At 73.2% G+C, this 22713-nt stretch carries 17 protein-coding genes, 1 pseudogene and 1 riboswitch; of the genes and pseudogenes, 14 read left to right on the top strand and 4 right to left on the bottom strand.

Annotation, left to right across the window (positions count from 1 at the left end; translation table 11 throughout):
- Positions 1-364: 364 nt before the first annotated feature.
- Together mfd and ACIF6L_RS25125 are read left to right on the top strand one after the other, a co-directional pair.
- A complete protein-coding gene (mfd, locus tag ACIF6L_RS25130) occupies positions 365-3994 on the top strand; it encodes a transcription-repair coupling factor (RefSeq protein WP_396488687.1) in 3630 nt (1209 codons plus the stop codon).
- Positions 3995-4202: 208 nt separating this feature from the next.
- Complete coding sequence (locus ACIF6L_RS25125; protein WP_396488685.1) at positions 4203-4814, top strand: hypothetical protein; 612 nt, start codon at positions 4203-4205, stop codon at positions 4812-4814.
- On the opposite strand, the gene ACIF6L_RS25120 is transcribed toward ACIF6L_RS25125, so the two are convergent.
- Positions 4793-5299 (bottom strand): hypothetical protein, encoded by a 507-nt coding sequence (locus ACIF6L_RS25120; protein ID WP_396488683.1) that lies wholly within the window; start codon positions 5297-5299, stop codon positions 4793-4795. The genes ACIF6L_RS25125 and ACIF6L_RS25120 overlap by 22 nt on opposite strands.
- Before the next feature lie 219 nt (positions 5300-5518).
- On the opposite strand from ACIF6L_RS25120, the gene ACIF6L_RS25115 reads away from it, so the two are divergent.
- Both ACIF6L_RS25115 and ACIF6L_RS25110 read left to right on the top strand, forming a co-directional pair.
- Positions 5519-6964, top strand: a complete 1446-nt coding sequence (locus ACIF6L_RS25115; RefSeq protein ID WP_396488681.1) for a sensor histidine kinase — start codon at positions 5519-5521, stop codon at positions 6962-6964.
- A gap of 7 nt (positions 6965-6971) precedes the next feature.
- Positions 6972-7697 carry a response regulator gene (locus ACIF6L_RS25110; protein ID WP_396488679.1) on the top strand — a complete coding sequence of 242 codons (726 nt, stop codon included), beginning with the start codon at positions 6972-6974 and terminating at the stop codon, positions 7695-7697.
- 93 nt (positions 7698-7790) lie between these two features.
- On the opposite strand, the pseudogene ACIF6L_RS25105 reads toward ACIF6L_RS25110, so the two are convergent.
- A pseudogene (locus ACIF6L_RS25105) lies at positions 7791-8192 on the bottom strand (phosphatase PAP2 family protein); the annotation flags it as partial.
- Between ACIF6L_RS25105 and ACIF6L_RS25100 the strand changes: the two are divergent.
- From ACIF6L_RS25100 to ACIF6L_RS25090, 3 genes are all read left to right on the top strand, one after another.
- Positions 8128-8295 carry a hypothetical protein gene (locus tag ACIF6L_RS25100; protein WP_329492413.1) on the top strand — a complete coding sequence of 56 codons (168 nt, stop codon included), beginning with the start codon at positions 8128-8130 and terminating at the stop codon, positions 8293-8295. The pseudogene ACIF6L_RS25105 and the gene ACIF6L_RS25100 sit on opposite strands and share 65 nt — an antisense overlap.
- 441 nt (positions 8296-8736) lie before the next feature.
- Positions 8737-9330, top strand: a complete 594-nt coding sequence (locus ACIF6L_RS25095) for a hypothetical protein (protein WP_396488677.1) — start codon at positions 8737-8739, stop codon at positions 9328-9330.
- Between the two features lie 582 nt (positions 9331-9912).
- Positions 9913-10932: a MazG family protein gene (locus tag ACIF6L_RS25090; protein WP_329489339.1), complete on the top strand. Its 1020-nt coding sequence runs from the start codon at positions 9913-9915 to the stop codon at positions 10930-10932.
- Positions 10933-11149: 217 nt separating this feature from the next.
- On the opposite strand, the gene ACIF6L_RS25085 is transcribed toward ACIF6L_RS25090, so the two are convergent.
- Positions 11150-11584: an SDR family NAD(P)-dependent oxidoreductase gene (locus ACIF6L_RS25085; protein ID WP_359809271.1), complete on the bottom strand. Its 435-nt coding sequence runs from the start codon at positions 11582-11584 to the stop codon at positions 11150-11152.
- A gap of 158 nt (positions 11585-11742) precedes the next feature.
- On the opposite strand from ACIF6L_RS25085, the gene ACIF6L_RS25080 reads away from it, so the two are divergent.
- The 7 genes from ACIF6L_RS25080 to ACIF6L_RS25050 all read left to right on the top strand — a co-directional run bounded on the left by ACIF6L_RS25080 (position 11743) and on the right by ACIF6L_RS25050 (position 19942).
- Entirely contained in the window at positions 11743-13017 is a 1275-nt protein-coding gene (locus ACIF6L_RS25080; protein WP_396488674.1) for a cytochrome P450, read from the top strand.
- A gap of 273 nt (positions 13018-13290) precedes the next feature.
- Positions 13291-13463: riboswitch (cyclic di-AMP (ydaO/yuaA leader) on the top strand.
- A 4-nt stretch (positions 13464-13467) separates the two neighbouring features.
- Positions 13468-14394 (top strand): transglycosylase family protein, encoded by a 927-nt coding sequence (locus ACIF6L_RS25075; protein ID WP_396488672.1) that lies wholly within the window; start codon positions 13468-13470, stop codon positions 14392-14394.
- A gap of 255 nt (positions 14395-14649) precedes the next feature.
- Positions 14650-15936: a phosphopyruvate hydratase gene (gene eno, locus ACIF6L_RS25070; RefSeq protein ID WP_329489343.1), complete on the top strand. Its 1287-nt coding sequence runs from the start codon at positions 14650-14652 to the stop codon at positions 15934-15936.
- Between the two features lie 143 nt (positions 15937-16079).
- On the top strand, positions 16080-16565 hold the full coding sequence (locus ACIF6L_RS25065) for a septum formation initiator family protein (protein WP_396488670.1): 486 nt from the start codon (positions 16080-16082) through the stop codon (positions 16563-16565).
- Positions 16537-17202, top strand: coding sequence for a DUF501 domain-containing protein (locus ACIF6L_RS25060; RefSeq protein ID WP_380390315.1), 666 nt, complete (start codon positions 16537-16539; stop codon positions 17200-17202). The genes ACIF6L_RS25065 and ACIF6L_RS25060 overlap by 29 nt, the downstream gene beginning before the upstream one ends.
- Positions 17199-18140, top strand: a complete 942-nt coding sequence (locus tag ACIF6L_RS25055) for a Ppx/GppA phosphatase family protein (protein ID WP_329489346.1) — start codon at positions 17199-17201, stop codon at positions 18138-18140. The genes ACIF6L_RS25060 and ACIF6L_RS25055 overlap by 4 nt, the downstream gene beginning before the upstream one ends.
- 428 nt (positions 18141-18568) lie before the next feature.
- Positions 18569-19942, top strand: coding sequence for an FAD-dependent oxidoreductase (locus ACIF6L_RS25050; RefSeq protein WP_329489347.1), 1374 nt, complete (start codon positions 18569-18571; stop codon positions 19940-19942).
- 215 nt (positions 19943-20157) lie between these two features.
- Here ACIF6L_RS25050 and ACIF6L_RS25045 read toward each other — a convergent pair.
- Positions 20158-22713: ABC transporter permease (locus ACIF6L_RS25045; RefSeq protein ID WP_396492585.1), on the bottom strand; the 2556-nt coding region annotated here is incomplete at its 5' end.

Raw genomic sequence — 22713 nt, 5'->3', positions numbered from 1 at the left:
TCGGGTGTGCGACTGTGCCCTCCGCAGCCATCCCCCACGGTTGGGTGCGGCGGGCACAGTCACCATGGTGCGCGATCTCCATGGACGGCCAGTGACAGGAGTATGTCCAGTTCGTGGCGGATCGCGGAGGCGGAGCCGCAGCGTGCGGCCGGTGCTTCGTCCCCGTCCGGGCGCCGGCCCGGTCCGGCCCCGTGCCCGCCGCACCCGTCCCGCGGCCCCGCCGGGCCCGTGCGCCGCGTGCGTGTCGGCCCTGCGGCGTAGGCTGGAGACCCCCGGCCGCTCGGCGCGCCGGGCCGTTCGCGTTGCCCCGGCAGGCTGGTGCCGCCCGGGCGGCACCAGCCACGGCACGAAGAAGAGACTCCTGATGAGCCTGACCGGACTGCTCGATGTCGTCGCGCGGGACGCCGCGCTCGCCGAGGCGATCGAGGCCGCGACCGCGATCGGTACCGCGGCCGGCGCTCGCCACCACCTGGACCTGGTCGGCCCGCCCGCCGCCAGGCCGTTCGCCATCGCCGCGCTGGCCCGCGCGATGGCCGCGCAGTCGGCCGGGGAGCGCGGCCGCCCGGTGCTGGCCGTCACGGCGACCGGCCGGGAGGCCGAGGACCTCGCCGCCTCGCTCCGCTCGCTGCTGCCGCCCGACACGGTCGCCGAGTACCCGGCCTGGGAGACGCTCCCGCACGAGCGGCTCTCGCCGCGCTCGGACACGGTCGGCCGCCGGCTGGCGGTGCTGCGCCGGATCGTGCACCCGCGGGCGGACGACCCGGCGGCCGGACCGGTGCAGGTGATCGTGGCCCCCGTCCGCTCGGTGCTCCAGCCGCAGGTCAAGGGGCTGGCCGAGCTGGAGCCGGTGGCCGTCCTGCGCGGCGAGTCGCACGATCTGGAGACGGTGGCCCGGCGGTTGTCGGCAGCCGCCTACGCCCGGGTCGAACTGGTCGAGAAGCGCGGCGAGTTCGCCGTCCGCGGCGGCATCCTGGACGTCTTCCCGCCGACCGAGGAGCACCCGCTGCGGGTGGAGTTCTGGGGCGACGACGTCGAGGAGATCCGGTACTTCAAGGTCGCCGACCAGCGCTCGCTGGAGATCGCCGAGCACGGCCTCTGGGCGCCGCCCTGCCGTGAGCTGCTGCTGACCGACGAGGTGCGGGCGCGGGCCGCCGAGCTGTCCGCCCAGCAGCCGGGGCTGGCCGAGATCCTGGACAAGATCGCCGAGGGCATCGCGGTCGAGGGCATGGAGTCGCTGGCGCCCGTCCTGGTGGACGACATGGAACTGCTGATGGACGTGCTCCCGCTCGGATCGGTGGCCGTGGTCTGCGACCCGGAGCGGGTCCGCACCCGGGCGGCCGACCTGGTGGCGACCAGCCAGGAGTTCCTGCACGCCTCCTGGGTGGCGGCCGCCGCCGGCGGGGACCGGCCGATCGACCTGGAGGCGATCGACGTCTCGGCCGCCTCGCTGCGCTCGCTCGCGGAGGTGCGCGAGCACGCCGCCGAGATCGGGCTCCCCTGGTGGTCGGTCAGCCCCTTCGCGACCAGCGAGTCCAGCATCAGCGAGGTGCTGGAGTTCGACGTCAACACCCTGACCCTGGGCATGCACGCGGTGGAGGCGTACCGGGGCGACACCGCCCGGGCCATCGCCGACGCCAAGGAGCGGCTGGCCGCCGACTGGCGGGTGGTCATGGTGACGGAGGGCCACGGCCCGGCCTCCAGGCTCGCGGAGGTGCTCGGCAACGAGGGCATCCCGGCCCGGCTGGTCGCCGACCTCGGCGAGGCGCCGACCAGGGACGTCGTCTACGTCTCCTGCGGCTCGATCGAGCACGGCTTCGTCGACGAGGCGCTCAAGCTCACCGTCATCACCGAGACGGACCTCTCCGGGCAGAAGTCCTCCACCAAGGACATGCGCCGGATGCCCTCCCGGCGCCGCAACGCGATCGACCCGCTGGCACTGGCGGCCGGCGACTACGTCGTCCACGAGGCGCACGGCGTCGGCCGCTACGTCGAGATGGTGCAGCGCACGGTGCAGGGGGCCACCCGCGAGTACCTGGTGCTGGAGTACGCGCCGGCCAAGCGCGGCCACCCCGGCGACCGGCTGTTCGTGCCGACCGACCAGCTGGACCAGGTCACCAAGTACGTCGGCGGCGAGGCCCCCACGCTGCACCGCCTCGGCGGCGCGGACTGGGCGAAGACCAAGCAGCGGGCCAAGAAGGCGGTCAAGGAGATCGCCGCCGACCTGATCAAGCTGTACTCCGCCCGGATGGCCGCGCCCGGCCACACCTTCGGCCCGGACACCCCGTGGCAGCGCGAGCTGGAGGACGCCTTCCCCTACGCGGAGACGCCCGACCAGCTGACCACCATCGCCGAGGTCAAGTCGGACATGGAGAAGTCCGTCCCGATGGACCGGCTGATCTGCGGCGACGTCGGCTACGGCAAGACCGAGATCGCGGTGCGGGCGGCTTTCAAGGCCGTCCAGGACGGCAAGCAGGTGGCGGTGCTGGTGCCGACCACGCTGCTGGTGCAGCAGCACTTCTCCACCTTCGCCGAGCGGTACGCCAACTTCCCCGTGACGGTGAAGGCGCTCTCCCGCTTCCAGACCGACAGCGAGGCGAAGGCCGTGCTGGAGGGCCTGTTCGAGGGCTCGGTGGACGTCGTCATCGGCACCCACCGGCTGTTCTCCTCGGAGACCCGCTTCAAGGACCTCGGCCTGGTCATCGTCGACGAGGAGCAACGCTTCGGCGTCGAGCACAAGGAGCAGCTGAAGAAGCTGCGGGCCAACGTGGACGTGCTGACGATGTCCGCCACGCCGATCCCGCGCACCCTGGAGATGGCGGTCACCGGCATCCGCGAGATGTCCACCATCACCACCCCGCCGGAGGAGCGGCACCCGGTGCTGACCTTCGTCGGCCCCTACGACGAGAAGCAGATCTCGGCCGCCATCCGGCGTGAACTCCTGCGCGAGGGCCAGGTCTTCTACATCCACAACCGGGTCGAGTCGATCGACAAGGCGGCGGCCCGGCTGAGGGACCTCGTCCCCGAGGCGCGGATCGCCACCGCGCACGGGCAGATGGGGGAGACCGCGCTGGAGAAGGTGGTCGTCGACTTCTGGGAGAAGGAGTTCGACGTCCTGGTGTCGACCACGATCGTCGAGTCGGGCATCGACATCTCCAACGCCAACACCCTGATCGTCGAGCGCGGTGACACCTTCGGGCTCTCCCAGCTGCACCAGCTGCGCGGCCGGGTCGGCCGGGGGCGCGAGCGCGGCTACGCGTACATGCTGTACCCGCCGGAGAAGCCGCTGACCGAGACGGCGCACGAGCGGCTGGCCACCATCGCCCAGCACACCGAGATGGGCGCCGGTATGTACGTGGCGATGAAGGACCTGGAGATCCGCGGCGCCGGCAACCTGCTCGGCGGCGAGCAGTCCGGGCACATCGCGGGCGTCGGCTTCGACCTCTACATGCGGATGGTCGGCGAGGCGGTGGCCGAGTTCCGGGAGTCGCTGTCCGGCGGCGGCGAGCCGGAGGAGGAGCCGCTGGAGGTCAAGATCGAGCTGCCGGTGGACGCCCACGTGCCGCACGACTACGCGCCGGGCGAGCGGCTGCGGCTGCAGGCGTACCGCTCGATCGCGGCGGTCAACTCGGAGCAGGACATCCAGCAGGTCCGGGACGAACTGGTCGACCGGTACGGCAAGTTGCCCGAGCCGGTGGAGAATCTGCTGCTGGTGGCCGCGCTGCGGCTGTACGCCCGCCGGTGCGGCATCGCGGACATCACGCTGGCCGGCGCCAACGTCCGGTTCGGGCCGGTGAAGCTGCGCGAGTCGCAGCAGCTGCGGCTGAACCGGCTCTACCCGCGCAGCCAGGTGAAGGCGGCCGCCCAGCAGTTGCTGGTGCCCCGGCCGTCCACCGGGCGGATCGGCGGCAAGCCGCTGGTCGGGCGGGAACTGCTCGGCTGGTGCCGTGAGTTCCTGTCCGCGATGTTCGACGACCTGGCGGGGTCGAAGAAGTAGCGGCCCGCTCCGGCGGATGTGCGGCGGCGGTCCCGGGCGATGCGCCCGGGGCCGCCGCTCTCTGCCGTGCCGCGGATCCTCGTTCCTGACTCCTCGCCCTGGGACCGGGGCCCGCGAAGCCCGCCGGCGGGTCGGTGCTGGGCGGTACGGTGTGCGGGGTTCGTCCGTGCCGCGGCCGACCGCCGTCCTCACCCGCTCAGGAGCGCACATGTCAGGGCAGTACCCCGGGCAGTTCGGACCACCGCCCGGCGGCGCGTTCCCCGGTGGCCTGCCCCACGGCGGGGCGCCGGGCACGGTGCCGTACCCCGCTCCGCCGCCGCCCGGTCCGGCCCGGCGGCCCGGGGAGGCGGCCGGGCCCTACGGGGTGCTCGGCCGGGTGCTGTGCGTCCTCACGCCGCTGGTGACGGTCGGTCTGCTCGGCATGATCCCCTCGCTGCTGCTGGCGGTCCGCCGCCGCCGGGCGTACGACATCCTCGGTGCGGCGGTGTTCGCCGCACTCTTCCTCACCTACCTGGTCTGCGCGGGCGTGGCCGGCGGCACCGGCGACGCGCCCACCGCGGACACCGTCGGCATGGTGGCCATGGTGCTGATGTGGCTCGGCGCACCGCTGCACTTCCTGGCGATGGACCTGCGAGCGGTCTGGGAGGCGGGCCGGCCGAAGGCGCCCGCCGGTGCGGCGTACTACCCGTCGCCCGCCGCACCGTACGGACCGCCCGTGTCCGGGCCGGCCTACCCGCAGGCACCGGTCTCCGGGTACGGCCCGCCCTTCGGGACCCCAACCCCGCCGCCCGCGCCCGGCTACGGGTACCCGGCCCCGTAGTCGACCCCGGTCCGGCTGGTCACCGTCTTCGACGCCGGGGAGGACGACGGCGAGCCGTACCTGGTGATGCAGCGCCTACCGGGTGTCAGCCTGGCCGGCCTGATCGCCGAGGACGCGCGGTGCCCGCCGGAGCGCGCGGCCGCCGTGGCGGCCCGGCGCTGCGCGGCGCCGGCCACGCGGTACCCGTGGCCAACCGTGACCTGCAGCCCCAGCAATGTAACGCTCCGTGACGACAGCCGCACGATCCTGTTGGCCCCGAGGCGCACGCCGCGTACCGGGCCCTGCTCGGCGCCGCCCCGGGCCCCGACCCGGAGCGGGCGTTCGACGTGAGGGAGTGGATCGGCCCGCTGCTCGCGGCGGGCGGTGACGCCGCGGATGCCTTGCAGTGGCTGCTCCAGCTCCTGTTCTACCGCGAATGCCGTGACGGCCCGCACCACCCGGCCGTCCGCCGACTGCGGCAGACCCTGGACACCCTCCAACCGCACCGCACCGCACCGCACCGCCAACACCCCCACGCCCCCGGCACGAGTGCCGCTCTTTGGCCGCCGGCCCGTTGAGCTGGAGTGGGAAGTCGGCGGGTCCGACTTCCTGCGCGCGTGCAGCGTGAGTCGGGCGAGCAGCGTGGCCCGCTGGGGCGGCTCGCCTGGGCCGGGTATGACTTTCGGCAGATTCGGTGCTGCTGCTCGCCTCCTACTGTCGTAGCCGTGAGGGTGAACGGTGAGTGGTGGAGCAGGTGGAGCAGGTGGCTCGACGGGGCGCTGCTGGTGGGTACGGCGGTGGCCACGGGGGCGTGCGCGGTGAGCATCTGGTGGGCGCTGCCCGCGATCGCCACGGCGTTCCTGGCCGGGTGGCGGACGGATCGCGTGCGGTGGGCCGTGACCGTGCTGGCCGCGGTCGTGGCGGGCGGGGTGACGGTGGCACTGGCGGTACCGGCCTGGATGGTCCCGGGGACGTCCTTCCTCTCGCTGGTGGTCTGCGCGGGCATGGCGCCCTGGATGGCGGGCCGGTTCTGGCGGCAGTCCCAGGAACTGGTCCGGGCCGGCTGGGAGCGGGCGGAGCGGCTGGAGCGCGAGCAGCAACTGGTGGCGGAGCAGGCCCGGCTGCGGGAGCGGGCCCGGATCGCCCAGGACATGCACGACGCCCTCGGTCATGACCTGAGCCTGATCGCCCTGCGGGCCGGTGCCCTGAAGCTGGCACCCGACCTCGCCCCGGCGCACCGGGAGGCGGCCCAGGAGATCCGCAAGGGCGCCGGAGCGGCCGTGGAACGCCTTGCCGAGGTGATCGGCATCCTCCGGGAGGAGACGGACGCGGCGGGCGAGGCCGCCCGGGGCCCCGCCGACGCGGGGGTCGCCCACCTGGTGGAGGAGGCGGCCGCCGCCGGTCTGCAGGTCCGCCTGACGATGACGGGCCCGGCGGACGCTCTGCCGCGCGCGGTGGAGCACGCCGTGTACCGGGTGACCCAGGAGGCGCTGACCAACGCGGCCAAGCACGCCCCTCAGGCGAGGGTCGGCGTGCGGGTCGCCCACAGGCCGGAGGGCGTCCGCGTCCAGGTGGTGAACGGGCCGCCACCGGTGGGTCCGGCGGCAGCACCGGCAGCACCGAACGCGGGCGGCCGTGGGCTGATCGGCCTGGCCGAGCGGGTCAGACTGGCCGGCGGCACCTTCCGGTACGGGCCGCGCGCCGAGGGCGGCGGGTTCGAGGTGCTCGCCCACCTGCCGCGCGCCGGCGCCGCCGTCACTCCGCCGCCCGGGCCCGCCCCGGTTTCCCCCATCCGTGAACTCAGCCGCGCCCGCCGCCGGGTGGGCCGGATGATGGCGGCGACCGTACTGGTGCCACTGGTCACCGTGCTGGCGCTGACCGCCGTCCTGCGGGGGTGGACGATCTACACCGCCGGCCGCGCCGTGCTGGAGCCGGCGGACTACGCGTCGCTGCGGATCGGTCAGGACCGGGCGACGGTCCAGCGGTTTCTGCCTGCCCATCAGTTTCCGTACCATCCGTCCGTGGGGAACCCGCCACCCCGGGGAGAAGGAGTGACGTGCGAGTACTACGCGATCACCGCCGAGCCGTTCGACGACGACCGTTCCGGCGATGCGTACCGGCTCTGCTTCCAACGGGACGTACTGATCTCCTTGGAAGCGCTGATCGCGTGAGCGCCGGATGAGCGGCGGCGAGCGGGCCGCCGCCGGTACACCGATCCGGGTGGTGATCGCCGACGACGAGCCGATGGTCCGGGCCGGCGTCCGCGCCGTGCTCACCACCGATCCGGGGATCGAGATCGTCGCCGAGACCGGGGACGGCCGGGACGCCGTCGAGCTGGTCCGCCGCCACCGCCCCGATGTCGTGGTGCTGGACATCCGGATGCCCGGCACGGACGGCATCACCGCCGCCGCCGAGATCCGCCGCTCCGGCGCGGCCACCGGGATCGTCATGCTGACGACCTTCGGCGAGGACGACTTCATCCTGCGGGCCCTCGGCGGTGGCGCCAACGGGTTCCTGATCAAGTCGGGTGAGCCGGAGGAACTGATCGCCGGGGTGCGGGCGGTGGCGGACGGCGCCGCCTACCTCTCACCCAAGGTGGCCGCGCGCGTGGTCGCCCACCTCGCCGCCACCGGAGCCGGCGGGCCGGCCGACCGCCGTTCCGCCGCGCTTGAACAGGTGGCCGCGCTGACCACCCGGGAGCGGGAGGTGCTGACGCTGATCGCCGCCGGACTGTCCAACGGGCAGATCGCCCGCCGGATCGGGGTGGTGGAGGGCACCGTGAAAGCCCATGTGAGCTCCGTCCTGGCGCGGCTCGGAGTGGCCAACCGGGCGGCCGCCGCCGTCCTCGCCCACGAGGCCGGCCTGACCACCGGCGGAACGTGCGCGGGCGGTCCGCGCGCCTGACGGCCGCGCCGCCGCCAGCGGGCCCAGCACCCGTATCCCGACCGGCGATGCCACCGCCGCCGTGGCGAGCGGCAGGAGCGCGACGACCACCGCCGCCGTGATCGCCCCGCCGAGAACGGCCCCGGCGACCACGTCGTGCGGATAGTGCACCCCGGCGGCCACCCGCAGCGCGGCCGTCGCGACCCCGACCGGGACGACCAGCAGGGCCCAGCGCGGCCGCAGCAGGACCAGACCGGTCGCCAGGGCGGCGGCCAGGGTCGCGTGGTTGCTGGGGAAGGACCAGTCGCCCGGCGACGGGCAGTGCGCGACGACGGGGTGTGCCGACAGCGCGTCGGGCAGGGCGTCGGGCAGGGCGCGGCAGGGCCGCTCCTCGTCGACCACGACCTTCAGCACCTCGCTCGCCCCGTAGGCGAGGACGGTACCGAGGCCGGTGAGCGCGACCCCCGCGACCGCGTCGGCGGCGCGTCGGCCCCGGGCCGTCCACCAGCAGAGCACCAGCAGCAGCCCGAGCACCAGCAACCCCGCCTCGCTGGCGGGCTCCAGCAGCGAGGCGAGCCGGTGCGGCGCGTCGACGACGACATCGGCCACCCGCCGGTAGCCGTCGGCGGACGCGCCGCCGGTCACCCGTACCGGCCCGCCGTGCCCGGCCCGCCCACCGCCTGTCGGTGCCAGCCACCCGACCACGGCGGTGCCCGCACCCAGCACCGCCACCGCGACCGCCACCCGGGTGCCGGTCGCCCTGCTCGCCCCGGCCCTTCCGGCCCCGACCGCGTCCGCCTCGACCGTCCTCGTCCTGACCGCTCTCTTCCTGGCCCTGTTCGTCATGGTCAGGACGGTAGGGGTGGCCGGGGGACCGAGGCCCGGGTCGAAAGGCAGGGGGAGACCTGGACGATCGTCGGGGTTGACGCCGCACGCGGGGTGAGCCGTTCGGGGCACGGTCCGCGCCGAGGGGGCCGGGCCGCCCTACCCTCGGGACACCGTCCGGCCGCTCGCGGGAAGGCGCCTCCGAACGCCTGCCGCCCCACCCCGGAGACCAGCCATGCACCGTCGGACCGCCGTCGTCGTCGGCGCCCTGCTCGCCGTCCCGACGCTGGCCGCCTGCGGGGCCGACGGGCTGACGCCGGGCACGGCGGCCGTGCTGGACGGCCGGCGGATCCCGGTGGCGGCCGTCGAGGCCCGGGTCGCGGAGCTGCGTGAGGTGGCCGGCGGCGCCTCCGCGGACGCCCGCCGGCCGCCGGACGGACTGGTACGACGGGCCGTCGCGGACCTGGTGCTCGACGCGGTCGTCGCCCGCGCATCGGCCGACCGCGGGCTCGCGGTGGACGGTGCGGAGGTGGCGGCGGCCCGGACGGCGGCGCAGGACCGGTACGGCGGTGCCGGCCCGCTCGCCCGCGTCCTGGCCGCCCGGGGTGTCGCCGGTCCCGGGGTCGACGACTACTTCCGTCGCGAGCTGAGCATCCGCCGCCTCGCCGCCGCCACGGGCCAGGACGCCGCCACCCCGGCGGGCGACCACACCGTCCGCCTCGCCCTGGCCGAAGCCGCCCTCCACCTGCGCGTCAACCCCCGCTACGGCACCTGGAACGCCGACCGGGTCGCCCTCCTCCCCGACACCCCGCCCTGGCTGGCCGGCTGACCCTCCGGCCCGACGAGCACAGGAAGTCGGACCGGCCGACTTCCCACTCCGCGCGCCGCGACCGGTACGCGCCCCTGCGGCGGAACGGGGCGGGCGGGGGCCCATGCCGGCTGGCCCTCAGGTTCGACGGGCACGGGAAGTCGGACCGGCCGACTTCTCACTCCGTGCCGCGCGACCGGCCCGCGCCGCTGCGGCCGAACGGGAGGAGCGGGGACCCATGGGCCTGCCGCCGTCCTTCGACCGAGGGGGCGGAGCCGGACCGGCACCGGGGCCTGCCGCTGCCCCTCTGTGTCGGGGGGGGGGGGGGATCGCGGCGGTGGGGCGCGGCCGACACCCGGGCCAGCCTCGCCCTCGGGGGCGGGCGGAGTGCGGCGGTGGGGCCGGTCCGGTGCTGTGGTCCCGCCGCACGGGGGGCTTGTCGCCCGTCGGGCCGGGCGGAGTGCGCTGCCGGACCCTGACCGGCACCCGCCCCCGGGCCGGGCGATACCCGGTACGCGGCCTGACCGGCACCCGGCCCCGCCGTCCCCCTGGCCGGGTGAAACGTGGAGGCGGGGGCTCACCGGGGCCGGGTAGGTTCGGGGTGTGACGAATCTTCCGGGCGCGAAGCTGATCCTGCTCACCACCACCCACCGGGTGGCTCCCGGCCTGCTGGCCTGGCCCGCCTGGGAGGCGCTGCGGTCGGCCGGGCGGGTGCTCGCCGGGGACGCCGCGCACCCGCAGCTGCCGGCGGTGCGGCAGGCGGGGGTCGAGGTGGAGGTGGTGGCGCCCGGTTCGGCGCCCGCGCTCGCCCGGCTGCTGACCGGACAGCCGGCCGCCTCGGGGCCGACGGTCTGGCTGGGCAGCCCGGACGGCGACCCCGGGCTCACCGACGCGCTGGCGCGCCTCGCGGTCGAGCACGCGGGCGAGGTGCCCGAGATCGAGGTGCTGCCCGGTTCGTACGACCTGCCGGGCGCGCGGCTGCTGGACCTGGTCTCGGTGATGGACCGCCTTCGCTCGCCCGGCGGCTGCCCCTGGGACGCCGAGCAGACCCACGCCAGCCTGGTGAAGTACCTGGTGGAGGAGTCCTTCGAGCTGGTCGAGGCGATCGAGGAGGGGGACCGCGACACGCTCCGGGAGGAGCTGGGCGACGTCCTGCTCCAGGTCTTCTTCCACTCCCGGATCGCCGAGGAGCACCCCACCGACGCGTTCTCCATCGACGACGTGGCGGGTGACATCGTCGAGAAGCTGATGTACCGCCACCCGCACGTGTTCGGGGACGTCGAGGCCGAGGGCGCCGCCGAGGTGGAGGCGAACTGGGAGGCGCTGAAGGCCGCCGAGAAGTCGGAGCGCGAGTCGGTGCTGGACGGCGTGCCGGCCGGTCTTCCCGCGCTGGCGTACGCGGCGAAGCTGGTGTCCCGGGTGCGCCGGGCGGGCTTCACCGGTGTGCCGGACGCGGCCTACGAGCTGCCCGCGGAGCTCACGGCGGAGTCGGCGGGCCGGCTGCTGCTCGCGGTGGCGCAGCGGGCGTTCGACGCGGGGGTGGACGTGGACGCCGCGCTCCGGGCGGCCGCGCGCGGCTACCGGGACGCCGTGCGCGCCGCCGAGGGGCTCAAGCCCGAGTAGCCCCGAGCGGCCCCCGGAGCACGCCCGAGACCCGCGCCCGGGCACGCCCGCACCGCGACCGCCGCCCGGGCACGCCCGGGCCGAGGCCCGCGCCCGGGCACGCCCGCACCGCGACCGCCGCCCGGGCACGCCCGGGCCGAGACCCGCGCCCGGGCACGCCCGCACCGCGACCGCCGCCCGGGCACGCCGCCCGCACCGCGAACCGCCGCGCCCCCCGTCAGACCGCCGCCACGTCCTCCACCGCCCGGCGCTGCACCGGGACCACCTCGTCGACGACCTCGGCGATCGCCTCGCCGACCAGGGCGAGCAGTTCGGCCAGTCGCTCCAGGTCGAGGTGGTCCGGCAGCTCGGCGAGGGAGAGGACGCGCTCGCCGCCCGGCCCGGCGACGCAGAACAGGTCGATCGGGCCGAGGTGCTTCTCGGTGGTGTCGACCAGGGCGGCGATGTCGCTCGGGCGGCGGATGTCGCCGCAGACGCCGACGACCGGGCAGCCCGGCCGGTCGAGTTCGGTGGCGAGGTCCTCGGCGATGCCGACCTGCTGGTCGGCGATGAGGACGCCGGAGGCGCCCGCGGCGGTGAACCGGCGGGCGAGGCCGGCTCCCGACCCGCCGGCGAGTACGGCGATGACCACGACTGCCCCGGTGACCCGCATGGTGCGCTCCTCCCTGTGGGCGGCTCCGCACCGGCGCCCACGCATTTTGCTTGCGGAGGATCGTAGGCAGGTCCTGACCCTCCGCAACAGGGATTACCCCTCAGGTGACCAGGCTCACGCCTGCCACGCCGGGGTTCCCCACCGGATACGGTCGACACATGCCAGTTCAGCCCGATTCAGCCCGCCCGCCGCTCTTCACCTGGGAGTTCGCCGCCGACCCGTACCCGGCGTACGCGTGGCTGCGGGAGCACGAACCGGTGCACCGCACCACCCTGCCGAGCGGGGTCGAGGCCTGGCTGGTGACCAGGTACGCGGACGCCCGGCAGGCGCTCGCCGACAGCCGGCTCTCGAAGAACCTGGCCCACCACAGCGGGCACGCCCACCGCAGCGGCCGGGTCGGCATCCCCGGCGAGCGCCAGGCCAATCTGATGACCCACCTGCTGAACATCGACCCGCCGGACCACACCCGGCTGCGCCGGCTGGTCTCGAAGGCGTTCACGCCGCGCCGGGTGGCGGAGTTCGAGCCCCGGGTGCAGCAGCTCACCGACCGGCTGATCGACGGCTTCGCGGAGCGCGGCTCGGCGGACCTGATCCACGAGTTCGCCTTCCCGCTGCCGATCTACGCGATCTGCGACCTGCTCGGCGTGCCGGCCGAGGACCAGGACGACTTCCGGGACTGGGCGGGCATGATGATCCGCCATGGCAGCGGGCAGCGCGGCGGGGTGGGACGCGCCGTCAAGCGGATGCGCGCCTACCTGGCGGAGCTGATCCACCGCAAGCGGGCCGATCCCGGCGACGACCTCATCTCGGGGCTGATCCGGGCCAGCGACCACGGTGAGCACCTGACCGAGAACGAGGCCGCGGCGATGGCCTTCATCCTCCTCTTCGCCGGGTTCGAGACGACCGTGAACCTGATCGGCAACGGCACCTACGCCCTGCTGCGCAACCCCGGGCAGCGGGCGCTGCTCCAGGACTCGATCGCCCGCGGCGAGACCGCGCTGCTGGAGACCGGTATCGAGGAACTCCTGCGCTACGACGGGCCGGTGGAGCTCGCCACCTGGCGGTTCGCGACCAGCCCGCTGACCATCGGCGGCGTGGACATCCCGGTCGGCGATCCGGTGCTGGTGGTGCTCGCGGCGGCGGACCGGGACCCGGCGCGGTTCGCCGACGAGAACACCCTCGACCTGGCCCGGACGGACAACCCGCACCTCGGCTTCGGGCACGGCATCCACTACTGCATCGGTGCGCCGCTGGCCCGGTTGGAGGGGCGCGCGGCGCTCACCACCCTGCTCACCCGGTTGCCCGATCTGCGACTCGCCGCCAGCCCGGAGGAGCTCCGCTGGCGCGGTGGCCTGATCATGCGTGGACTGCGCGATCTCCCGGTGGAATTCACCCCCGAGAAGCCCTCCGCTGCACCGGTGGACGGGCTCTGAGCAAATCCGTCCGGCGCCCACGGTGGTGTCTCGATCTCGTCGCGCCGAGACCTCGACACGCTGACGGGATGTCGCCGACACGCCCTGGCAGCGGGTATGAATCAGCATCAAACCGGACATAGCTCTGTCGTTGGTAGGCGATCGGCCACGCGCCGTAATTTATGTGTGATACCTGCGATATGAGCTTGTTATTGATGTGAGGATCTGTCTACCCTCCCTGGAGTTCGCAGCTGCGGACCTCGTGCGCGGAACGCCGAATCCTGCCCGCCGCGTTACGGGAAACCGACCAGAACCCTTGGGCAGGGGCGGGGGAACCAGGTTTGTTGCCGTCCCCCACGGCTTGGGGTGAAGCCGCCCACGCGGGCAGAAGGCGTCCGCGTCGTGCGGCCGGGCCACCTCCCGGTCCGAACCCGACAGCTCACCTCGCAGGCGTGCGGAGAGGACTTCCCCATGCTCTTCGTCGGAACCGGCCGTCACCGTCGTCGCACCCAGACCGAGAAGGCCATCGCCGTTGCCGGCGTGGCCGGCGTCGGACTCGCCCTGCCGCTCCTCACCGCCACCGGCGCCTCGGCCGCCCCGGCCTCGACCTGGGACGCGGTCGCCCAGTGCGAGAGCGGCGGCAACTGGGGCATCAACACCGGCAACGGCTTCTACGGCGGCCTCCAGTTCACCTCCAGCACCTGGAAGGCGTTCGGCGGCACCTCGTACGCGCCGCAGGCCCACCAGGCCAGCCGGGCGCAGCAGATCTCGGTCGCCGAGAAGGTCCTCGCCTCGCAGGGGCCGGGCGCCTGGCCGGTCTGCTCCCAGAAGGCGGGCCTGGCCAAGGGCGGGGCGGCGGCCTCGGTCGACACCTCCTCGGACGCCGAGCCGACGGCCGCCGCCAAGCCGGCCCAGTCGAAGCCCGCGCAGAAGCCGGCGCAGAAGCCCGCCCAGAAGCCGGCCCAGCAGCAGGCCCCGAAGCCCGCCGCCCAGCAGCCCGCCCAGCAGGACGGCCGGGCTCCGGGCTTCGCCGGCCAGCCGGGCTGGGACGCCGACGCGAAGGTCTTCTGGTACCAGAGCGACGGCGCCTGGTACTGGACCAGCCACCAGAGCGTCTACCAGCAGTACGCCGGTCAGCAGGCCACCCAGCAGACGAGCGGGTACGCGGGCCAGGACAGCCGCCCCGCCGCCGCCCACGGCGCCCCGGCCGCGGCCGCTCCCGCCGCCCAGCAGCGCACCGGGCACGGCTACACCGTCCAGTCCGGTGACACCCTGTCGACGATCGCCGCCGCCCAGGGCGTCGAGGGCGGCTGGCAGACGCTGTACGACGGCAACCGCGGCACCGTCGGCACCGACCCCAACCTGATCCTCCCGGGCCAGCAGCTCGACCTCGGCTGACCGCCCGTGTGGTGACTCCCCTTGCGGTGACGCCACGAAGGGGGCCGGTTCGGCCCCCTTCGTCCGCATCCGGCCGCATTTCGTGGGACAACCAGGTGAACTACCGGTGGGTAGCCCGGCCACACGCTGAGACGGGACCGAGGCCGACGTGGTCCCGGGAGCCCGTGCGGTTAGGCTCTGGTCGTAACGACTCCGCAACCATCCGGCCGACAGCACCCATCGTCAGCCGAACCTGCTTCCGCTAGGAGATGCCTCGTGCCGTCCATCGATGTCGTCGTAGCCCGTGAGATTCTCGACTCGCGTGGCAACCCCACGGTCGAGGTCGAGGTCGGCCTCGACGACGGCAGCACCGGCCGTGCCGCTGTCCCGTCGGGTGCCTCCACCGGTGCCTTCGAGGCGCTGGAGCTTCGCGACGGTGACAAGAACCGCTACTTCGGCAAGGGCGTGGAGAAGGCCGTCCTGGCCGTCATCGAGCAGATCGGCCCCGAGCTGGTCGGCTACGACGCCACCGAGCAGCGCCTGATCGACCAGGCCATGCTCGACCTGGACGCCACGCCGGACAAGTCCTCGCTCGGCGCCAACGCGATCCTGGGCGTCTCGCTCGCCGTGGCGCACGCCGCCTCCGAGGCCAGCGACCTGCCGCTGTTCCGCTACCTGGGCGGCCCGAACGCCCACGTCCTGCCCGTCCCGATGATGAACATCCTCAACGGTGGCTCGCACGCGGACTCCAACGTCGACATCCAGGAGTTCATGATCGCTCCGATCGGCGCGGAGTCCTTCTCCGAGGCCGTCCGCTGGGGCGTCGAGGTCTACCACACCCTCAAGGGCGTGCTGAAGGAGCGCGGCCTGTCCACCGGCCTCGGCGACGAGGGCGGCTTCGCGCCGAACCTGGACAGCAACCGCGAGGCCCTGGACCTCATCACCGAGGCCATCCAGAAGGCCGGTTACGTGCCCGGCCGGGACATCGCGCTCGCCCTGGACGTCGCCGCCTCCGAGTTCTACCAGGACGGTGCCTACCAGTTCGAGGGCAAGGCGCTCTCCGCCGCCGAGCTCATCGAGTACTACGCCGAGCTCGTCGCCGCGTACCCGCTGGTCTCCATCGAGGACCCGCTGGACGAGTCGGACTGGGACGGCTGGAAGGCCATGACCGTCAAGCTGGGTGACAAGGTCCAGCTGGTCGGCGACGACCTGTTCGTCACCAACCCGGCCCGCCTGGCCAAGGGCATCGAGACCGGCACCGCCAACGCGCTGCTGGTCAAGGTGAACCAGATCGGCTCGCTGACCGAGACCCTGGACGCCGTCGAGCTGGCCCAGCGCAACGGCTACCGCTGCATGATGTCGCACCGCTCCGGTGAGACCGAGGACGTCACCATCGCCGACCTCGCCGTCGCCACCAACTGCGGCCAGATCAAGACCGGCGCCCCGGCCCGCTCCGAGCGCGTCGCCAAGTACAACCAGCTGCTGCGCATCGAGGAGATCCTCGACGACGCGGCCGAGTACGCCGGCCGCGGCGCGTTCCCGCGCTTCCGCTCCGCCGAGTAGTGACCGCGCGGCCGAGCAGTCGTCGGCCCGGGCCCGTCACGAGGGCCGAGCGCGCCCAGTAGCGCAAGCCTGACCGGTGCCCCGCCGTTCACCCCGTAGGGTGGACGGCGGGGCACCGTCGCGATCAGGAGGGGACACGGGAGATGGCAGGCTGGAGGATCCCGGGCTTTGCCGCCCGGCCTCGCTTCACGAGCCGGGCGACCGTCCTCGTCCTGGTGCTCTGCTCCCTGGTCGCGATCCTGGCCTACCCGACCAGGCAGTTCATCTCCCAGCGTTCCGAGATCTCCGCCCAGCGGGCGAGGGCCGAGCACGCCCGGCAACAGGTCGAGCAGCTGCGCCGGGAGAAGACCCGCTGGCAGGACCCGGAGTACGTCAAGGCGCAGGCCCGCAGCCGGCTGCACTACGCGATGCCGGGGGAGACCCCGTACATCGCGGTGGATCCGGCGGGCCGGGGCGCCACCCAGTCCTCCGCCGTCCCGCCCGCCCCCTCCGACGGCGCGGCCAAGGCCGCCAAGCCCTGGTACGCGAGCGTCTGGGACTCGGTGGACGCCGCCGACACCGCCGCTCTCGCCCCACCCTCTTCACCCGCCCCTGCCCCTGCTGGAGCCAGCTCCCCCCATGACCACTGAGAACCACCCCTCTGTCTCCGACACCGACGTCGCGGCCATCGCCGCACAGCTCGGCCGGGTCCCGCGCGGCCTGCGCTCGGTGGCGCACCGCTGCCCCTGCGGCAACCCGGACGTCGTGGAGACGGCCCCCCGGCTCGCGGACGGCACGCCGTTCCCGACGCTCTACTACTTGACCTGCCCCAAGGCCGCCTCGCTGATCGGCACGCTGGAGGCGGACGGCGTGATGAAGGAGCAGACCGCCCGGCTCGCCGAGGACCCAGAGCTGGCCGCCGCCTACCAGAAGGCGCACGAGGACTACATCGCGCGCCGCGACGCCATCGAGGTGCTGGAGGGCTTCCCCAGCGCCGGCGGCATGCCGGACCGGGTGAAGTGCCTGCACGTGCTGGTCGGCCACTCGCTGGCGGCCGGCGAGGGCGTCAACCCGCTCGGCGACGAGGCGATCGGCATGCTGGAGGACTGGTGGGCCAAGGGCCCCTGCGTCTCCCCCGACGAGGTCGAGGCCGCCGGCGAGCGGGTCGCGAGGAACCGCGCCAAGCAGCAGGACCACGAGGCCGTGATCGCCGCCAAGCAGCAGAAGGCCGCCGAACGCGCCGCCAAGCGGGCCGCGCAGGAGAATGCCGAGGAGCCCGACGCATGAGTGTCACCCGGGTCGCCGCGATCGACTGCGGTACCAACTCGATCCGCCTGCTGGTCGCCGACCTCGATCCGGAGACCGGGGCGATCACCGACCTCGACCGCCGGATGGTGATCAACCGGCTGGGTCAGGGCGTGGACCGGACCGGCCGGCTGCACCCGGACGCGCTGGCCCGCACCTTCGCGGCCTGCCGCGAGTACGCCGAGGTGATCGCCGGCTTCGGGGTGGCCCCGGAGCGGATCCGCTTCGTGGCCACCAGCGCCTCGCGGGACGCCGAGAACAGTGACGAGTACGCCAAGGGCGTGCGCGACATCCTGGGCGTCGGGCCCGAGGTGGTGAGCGGCGAGGAGGAGGCGCACCTCTCCTTCGTCGGCGCCACCAAGGAGCTCACCGGCGGCCAGTTCCCGGCGCCGTACCTGGTCTTCGACCTCGGCGGCGGCTCCACCGAGTTCGTGCTCGGCGCCGAGGACGTCCGGGCCGCCCGCTCGGTCGACATCGGCTGTGTCCGGCTGACCGAGCGGCACTTCGGCGGCGCCGAGCTGCCCTCGGCGGAGCAGGTCGCCGAGGCGCGGGCGCACGTCCGGGCCGAGCTGGACAAGGCCGAGGAGGTCGTCCCGCTGACCGGTGCGGCGACGCTGGTCGGTCTGGCCGGGACGGTCACCACGGTGTCGGCGATCGTCCAGGACCTGCCCGGGTACGACTCCGAGCGGATCCACCACTCGCGGATCACCCGCGAGGACGTGGCCCGGATCGCTTCCGAGCTGCTCGCCGCCACCCACGCCGAGCGTGCGGCCATCCCGTCGATGCACCCGGGCCGGGTGGACGTCATCGCGGCCGGCGCGCTGGAGCTGCTGGAGATCATGGAGCGGACCGGCGCCGCCGAGCTGGTCGTGAGCGAGCACGACATCCTGGACGGCATCGCCTGGAGTATCGCCTCCTAGCCCGGTGCGAGGCTTACCGACCCGGCCTCGGAACCCCTTCGGGGGGTCCGGGGCCGGGGCGCGCCCGGGGCCCTGCGAGAAAGTTCGTGAATTTCTTCACATGGCGATCCAGCCATTCGTCGCGCTGACCGGTCCGCTACGTCCGAAATGTGGGACCGAAGGCCTGTCCGTCGTGTCGCCCGCTGGATCGCAGGTGACGCCCCCGTGCGGGTTTGAAAATCGAAATCACGCGCGGGAACCCAGGCGTGCCATGGATCGTTGCTGCTCAGCAGGGCCGTTCGGGTCCATAGCCTCACGGGGGGGCGGGGAGGGCTGTGAGACAGCTCCCCAGGGCCGAGAAAGTGGCCGCGAAGTGTAGCACAGGGTGTCCAGGAGCTTGTGACCGGCCTCACGAAGGCTGCTCCGGACGGTGCTGGATACTTTCGGATATGAGCACCACGGAGCGTCCTCGCATCCTCATTGTCGGCGGTGGTTACGTCGGCCTGTATGCCGCGATGCGCATCCTCAAGAAGATGCGCTATGGCGAAGCGACCGTCACGGTCGTCGACCCGCGGTCGTACATGACGTACCTGCCCTTCCTCCCCGAGGCGGCCGGCGGCAACGTCGCGCCCCGCAACCTCGTCGCGCCGCTGCGCAGCGCCCTCAAGAAGGCGGAGGTGCTCACCGGTGCTGTCACCGGTGTGGACCACGCCCGCAAGGTCGCCACCATCCAGCCGGCGGCCGGCGACTCGTACGAGCTGCCCTTCGAGTACCTGGTCGTCGCGACCGGCTCGGTCTCCCGGACCTTCCCGATCCCGGGTCTGGCGGAGCACGGCATCGGCATGAAGACGGTCGAGGAGGCCATCAGCCTCCGGAACCACGTCATGGCGCAGCTGGACAAGGCCGAGTCCACCACGGACGAGGCGATCCGCCGCAAGGCGCTGACCTTCGTCGTCGTCGGCGGTGGCTTCGCCGGTGTCGAGACGATCGCCGAGATCGAGGACATGGCGCGCGACGCCGCCAAGATCTACAAGACCGTCAGCCGTGACGACATGCGCTTCATCCTGGTGGAGGCGGCCAACCGCATCCTCCCGGAGATGGGCCCGGACCTCGGTCTGTGGACCAAGGAGAAGCTCGAAGAGCGCAACATCGAGATCTACATCGAGACCTCGATGGACTCCTGCGTCGACCAGCACGTCGTGCTGAAGAACGGCGTCGAGGCGGACGCCTCCACCATCGTGTGGACGGCGGGCGTCAAGCCCAACCCGGTGCTGGCCAACTTCGGCCTCCCGCTGGGCCCGCGCGGCCACGTGGACACCGCCCCGACCCTGCAGGTCAAGGGCTTCGACTACGTCTGGTCCGCCGGCGACAACGCCCAGGTGCCGGACCTCGCCGCGGGCGAGGGCGCCTGGTGCCCGCCGAACGCGCAGCACGCCGTCCGGCAGGCCGCCGTCCTCGGCGACAACGTGATCTCGGGCATGCGCGGCTTCCCGCAGGCCGAGTACAAGCACAAGAACCTCGGTGCGGTGGCCGGTCTCGGCCTGCACAAGGGTGTGGCGATCCTCTTCGGCAAGTACAAGCTGAAGGGCCGTCCGGCCTGGTGGTTCCACCGCCTGTACCACGGCGCCATGGTCCCGACCATGAACCGCAAGGTCCGCGTCTTCACCGACTGGACGCTGGCGGTCTTCCTGAAGCGCGAGGCCGTCGGCCTGGCCCAGATGGAGAAGCCGTTCGAGGCGTTCCAGGAGGCCGCGGCGCCCGCGCCGAAGCCGGTCGAGGCCGCCAAGCCGGCCGCCGACAAGGAACTCGCCAGCAGCAAGTAAGCGACTGAGATCCCGGTGTGGGAGCACCGGGAAATGAGTCGGAGGCCCTCCGCCCGGCAGCGTCGCCGGACCACGACCTCCGTGGTGCTCAGCCGGCCGTGCGACCGGGCGGAGTACAGAAGTAGCGAGTACAGAAGTAGCGAAAGACCCCCACCGAACCCTCCGGTGGGGGTCTTTCCGTGTCCGGCGCCGGTGCGGTGCCCGGCGCCGGTGGATCAGTCGGTCTTGATGCTCTCCAGGATGTCCAGCTTGGACGCCCGGCGGGCCGGCCAGATCGCGGCCACCAGGCCGACCAGGCCGGCGAGCACGAGGAAGAGCAGCAGCTGGCCGTAGGGGAGCGCCGTGGTCAGGCCCGCCATGCTGGACTTCAGGGTGCCGAGGATCCCCCAGGCCGTGTAGCAGCCGAGCAGTACGCCGATGCCGGCACCGAAGACCGAGATCACCACCGACTCCAGGCGGACCATCCGCTTGATGCCGCTGCGGTCCAGGCCGATCGCCCGCAGCATCCCGATCTCGCGCTTGCGCTCGAAGACCGACATGGCCAGCGTGTTGACCACACCGAGGACCGCGACCAGCACGGACATCGCCAGCAGGCCGTACATCATGTTCAGCGCGATGGTGATGATCTGGCTGAAGTCGTCGCGGACGTCCTGCTTGGACTTGACCTCGATCACCGGGTTGGCGCCGGTGGCGTCCTTGAGCGCCTTCTTGAGCGAGTCGGTTGCGCCGTCGGCGCCCTTGACCAGGACGTCGCTGACGTACGGCGTGGGCTCGTGCTTGACGATCTCGCTGTTGGCCAGCACCACCGGGCCGAGCATGCCGCCCGACTCGTAGACACCGCCGACGGTCAGCCGGCCCGTGGACTGGTCCGGGTAGGTGACGGTCAGGGTCGAGCCGGTGGTGACGTTGTTCTTCTTGGCGACGTCCGTGTCGATCAGGGCCTGGCCCTGGGCGAAGCCCGCGGTGGATCCGCTGGTCAGCTTGACGGAGACGAGCTGGTCGAAGCTGTCCGCGTCCAGGCCGCTGATCGACTTGTTCGTGCCGTTCAGGTCCCAGTAGACGGTGGTGAGCGGCGAGGAGGCCGTCACTCCGGCGGTCTTGGCGACCTCGGCGGGGACCTTCGGCGACAGGCTCATGTCGTTCGCGGTAGAGATCAGGTAGTCGGCCTTCATCGAGCTGGTGACGGCCTTGTCGAGGGCTCCGCCGACCGAGGCGCCGATCACCGTCAGGCCGGTGACCAGGGTCAGACCGATGGTGAGGGCGGCGGCGGTGGCGGCGGTGCGGCGCGGGTTGCGCACCGCGTTCTGCCGGGCGAGCTTGCCGGGCGTACCGGCCAGCTTGCCGAGCACCGGGCCGACCAGGGCGATCACCGGGCGGGAGAGCAGCGGCAGCAGGATGAAGACGCCGATCAGGGCGAGCCCGGCGCCGAGGGCGACCGGTGCGCGGCCGTCGCCGTTGCCGGTGGAGGCGCCGTAGGCGACCAGCGCGCCACCGCCCGCGGTGAGGATCGATCCGATGATGTTGCGGACCAGCAGGCTCTTCTGACTGGTCGGCTGGTCGCCGCTGCTCATCGCGGCCACCGGGGCGATCCGCGAGGCGCGGAGCCCGGGCAGCAGCGCGGAGAGGACGGTGACCAGGACGCCGACCACGAGGGTGACCACCACGGTCAGCGGCTTGACCACCAGCGCGCCGGTGGGCAGGCCGTCGTTCAGCGAGTGGACGGCGGACTGCAGCCCGGCGCCGATCGCGATGCCGACCACCAGGCCGGCCGCGGCCGAGAGGGCGCCGATCACCAGGGCCTCGATCAGCACGGACAGGGTGACCTGCTTGCGGCTGGCGCCGATCGCCCGCAGCAGGGCGAGCTCCTTGGTGCGCTGGGCGACCAGCATGGTGAAGGTGTTGGCGATGATGAAGATGCCGACGAAGAGTGAGATCCCGGCGAAGGCGAGCAGCATGGTCCGCATGCCGTCGGTGCTGCTCGTGATCATCTTCTGCTCGTCGTCCTTGAGCTGCTGACCGGTCTCGGCGTCGAACTGCCGGCCGGCCGGAAGCTTCTGCTGGGCCTCGGCGAGCAGCGCGGCCTCCGTGGTGCCGGGCTTGGCGGCGAGCACGACGCTGCTGTAGCGGCCCGGCTCCAGCAGCAGCTGCTGGGCGGTGGCGCGGTCGAACAGGGTGAGCGTGCCGCCGGTGTTCACCACCGGGTCGTCGGTGGTGAAGACGCCGGTGAGCTTCGCCTCGGCGACCGGGCCGTTGGAGGCGATCCGGACGGTGTCGCCGACCTTGTAGCCGCCCTTCTCGGCGGTCCGGCGGTCGAGGGCGATCTCCTGGGCCTTCTTCGGGCCCTGACCCTCCGCCATCGGGTAGCGGACGTCCTTGCCGTCCGCGCCGGGCGCGAAGTTGGCGCCCTTGGCGGTCCAGGCCTGGCCGATCAGGTTGCCGCTCCGGTCGGCGACGCCGGTGAAGCCGCTGACCACGCCGCGGGCCGAGGCGGCCCCGGGGAGCGCGCCGAGTTGCTGGACGGTGGCGTCGGTCAGGGTGGCCGCGCTCGTCTCGCTCTTCTCCCGGGCGGAGGCGGAGGAGCCGGCCGACCGGTCGACGATCTGGACCGACACGTCGGAGTAGCTCTTGGAGTTGCTGTCCTGCATGGCCTTGCCGAAGGTGTCGGAGAAGACCATGGTGCCGGCGACGAAGGCGGTGCCGAGCATGACGGCGAGGGCCGTCATCAGGAGTCGGCCCTTGTGGGCCAGCACGTTGCGCAGTGCGGTGCGGTA

Source organism: Kitasatospora sp. NPDC086009 (assembly GCF_044540385.1).
In the GTDB taxonomy this organism is placed as follows: domain Bacteria; phylum Actinomycetota; class Actinomycetes; order Streptomycetales; family Streptomycetaceae; genus Kitasatospora.
The sequence above is the reverse complement of the archived record's forward strand: the minus strand, read 5'-3'. Positions and strand labels throughout refer to the sequence as shown.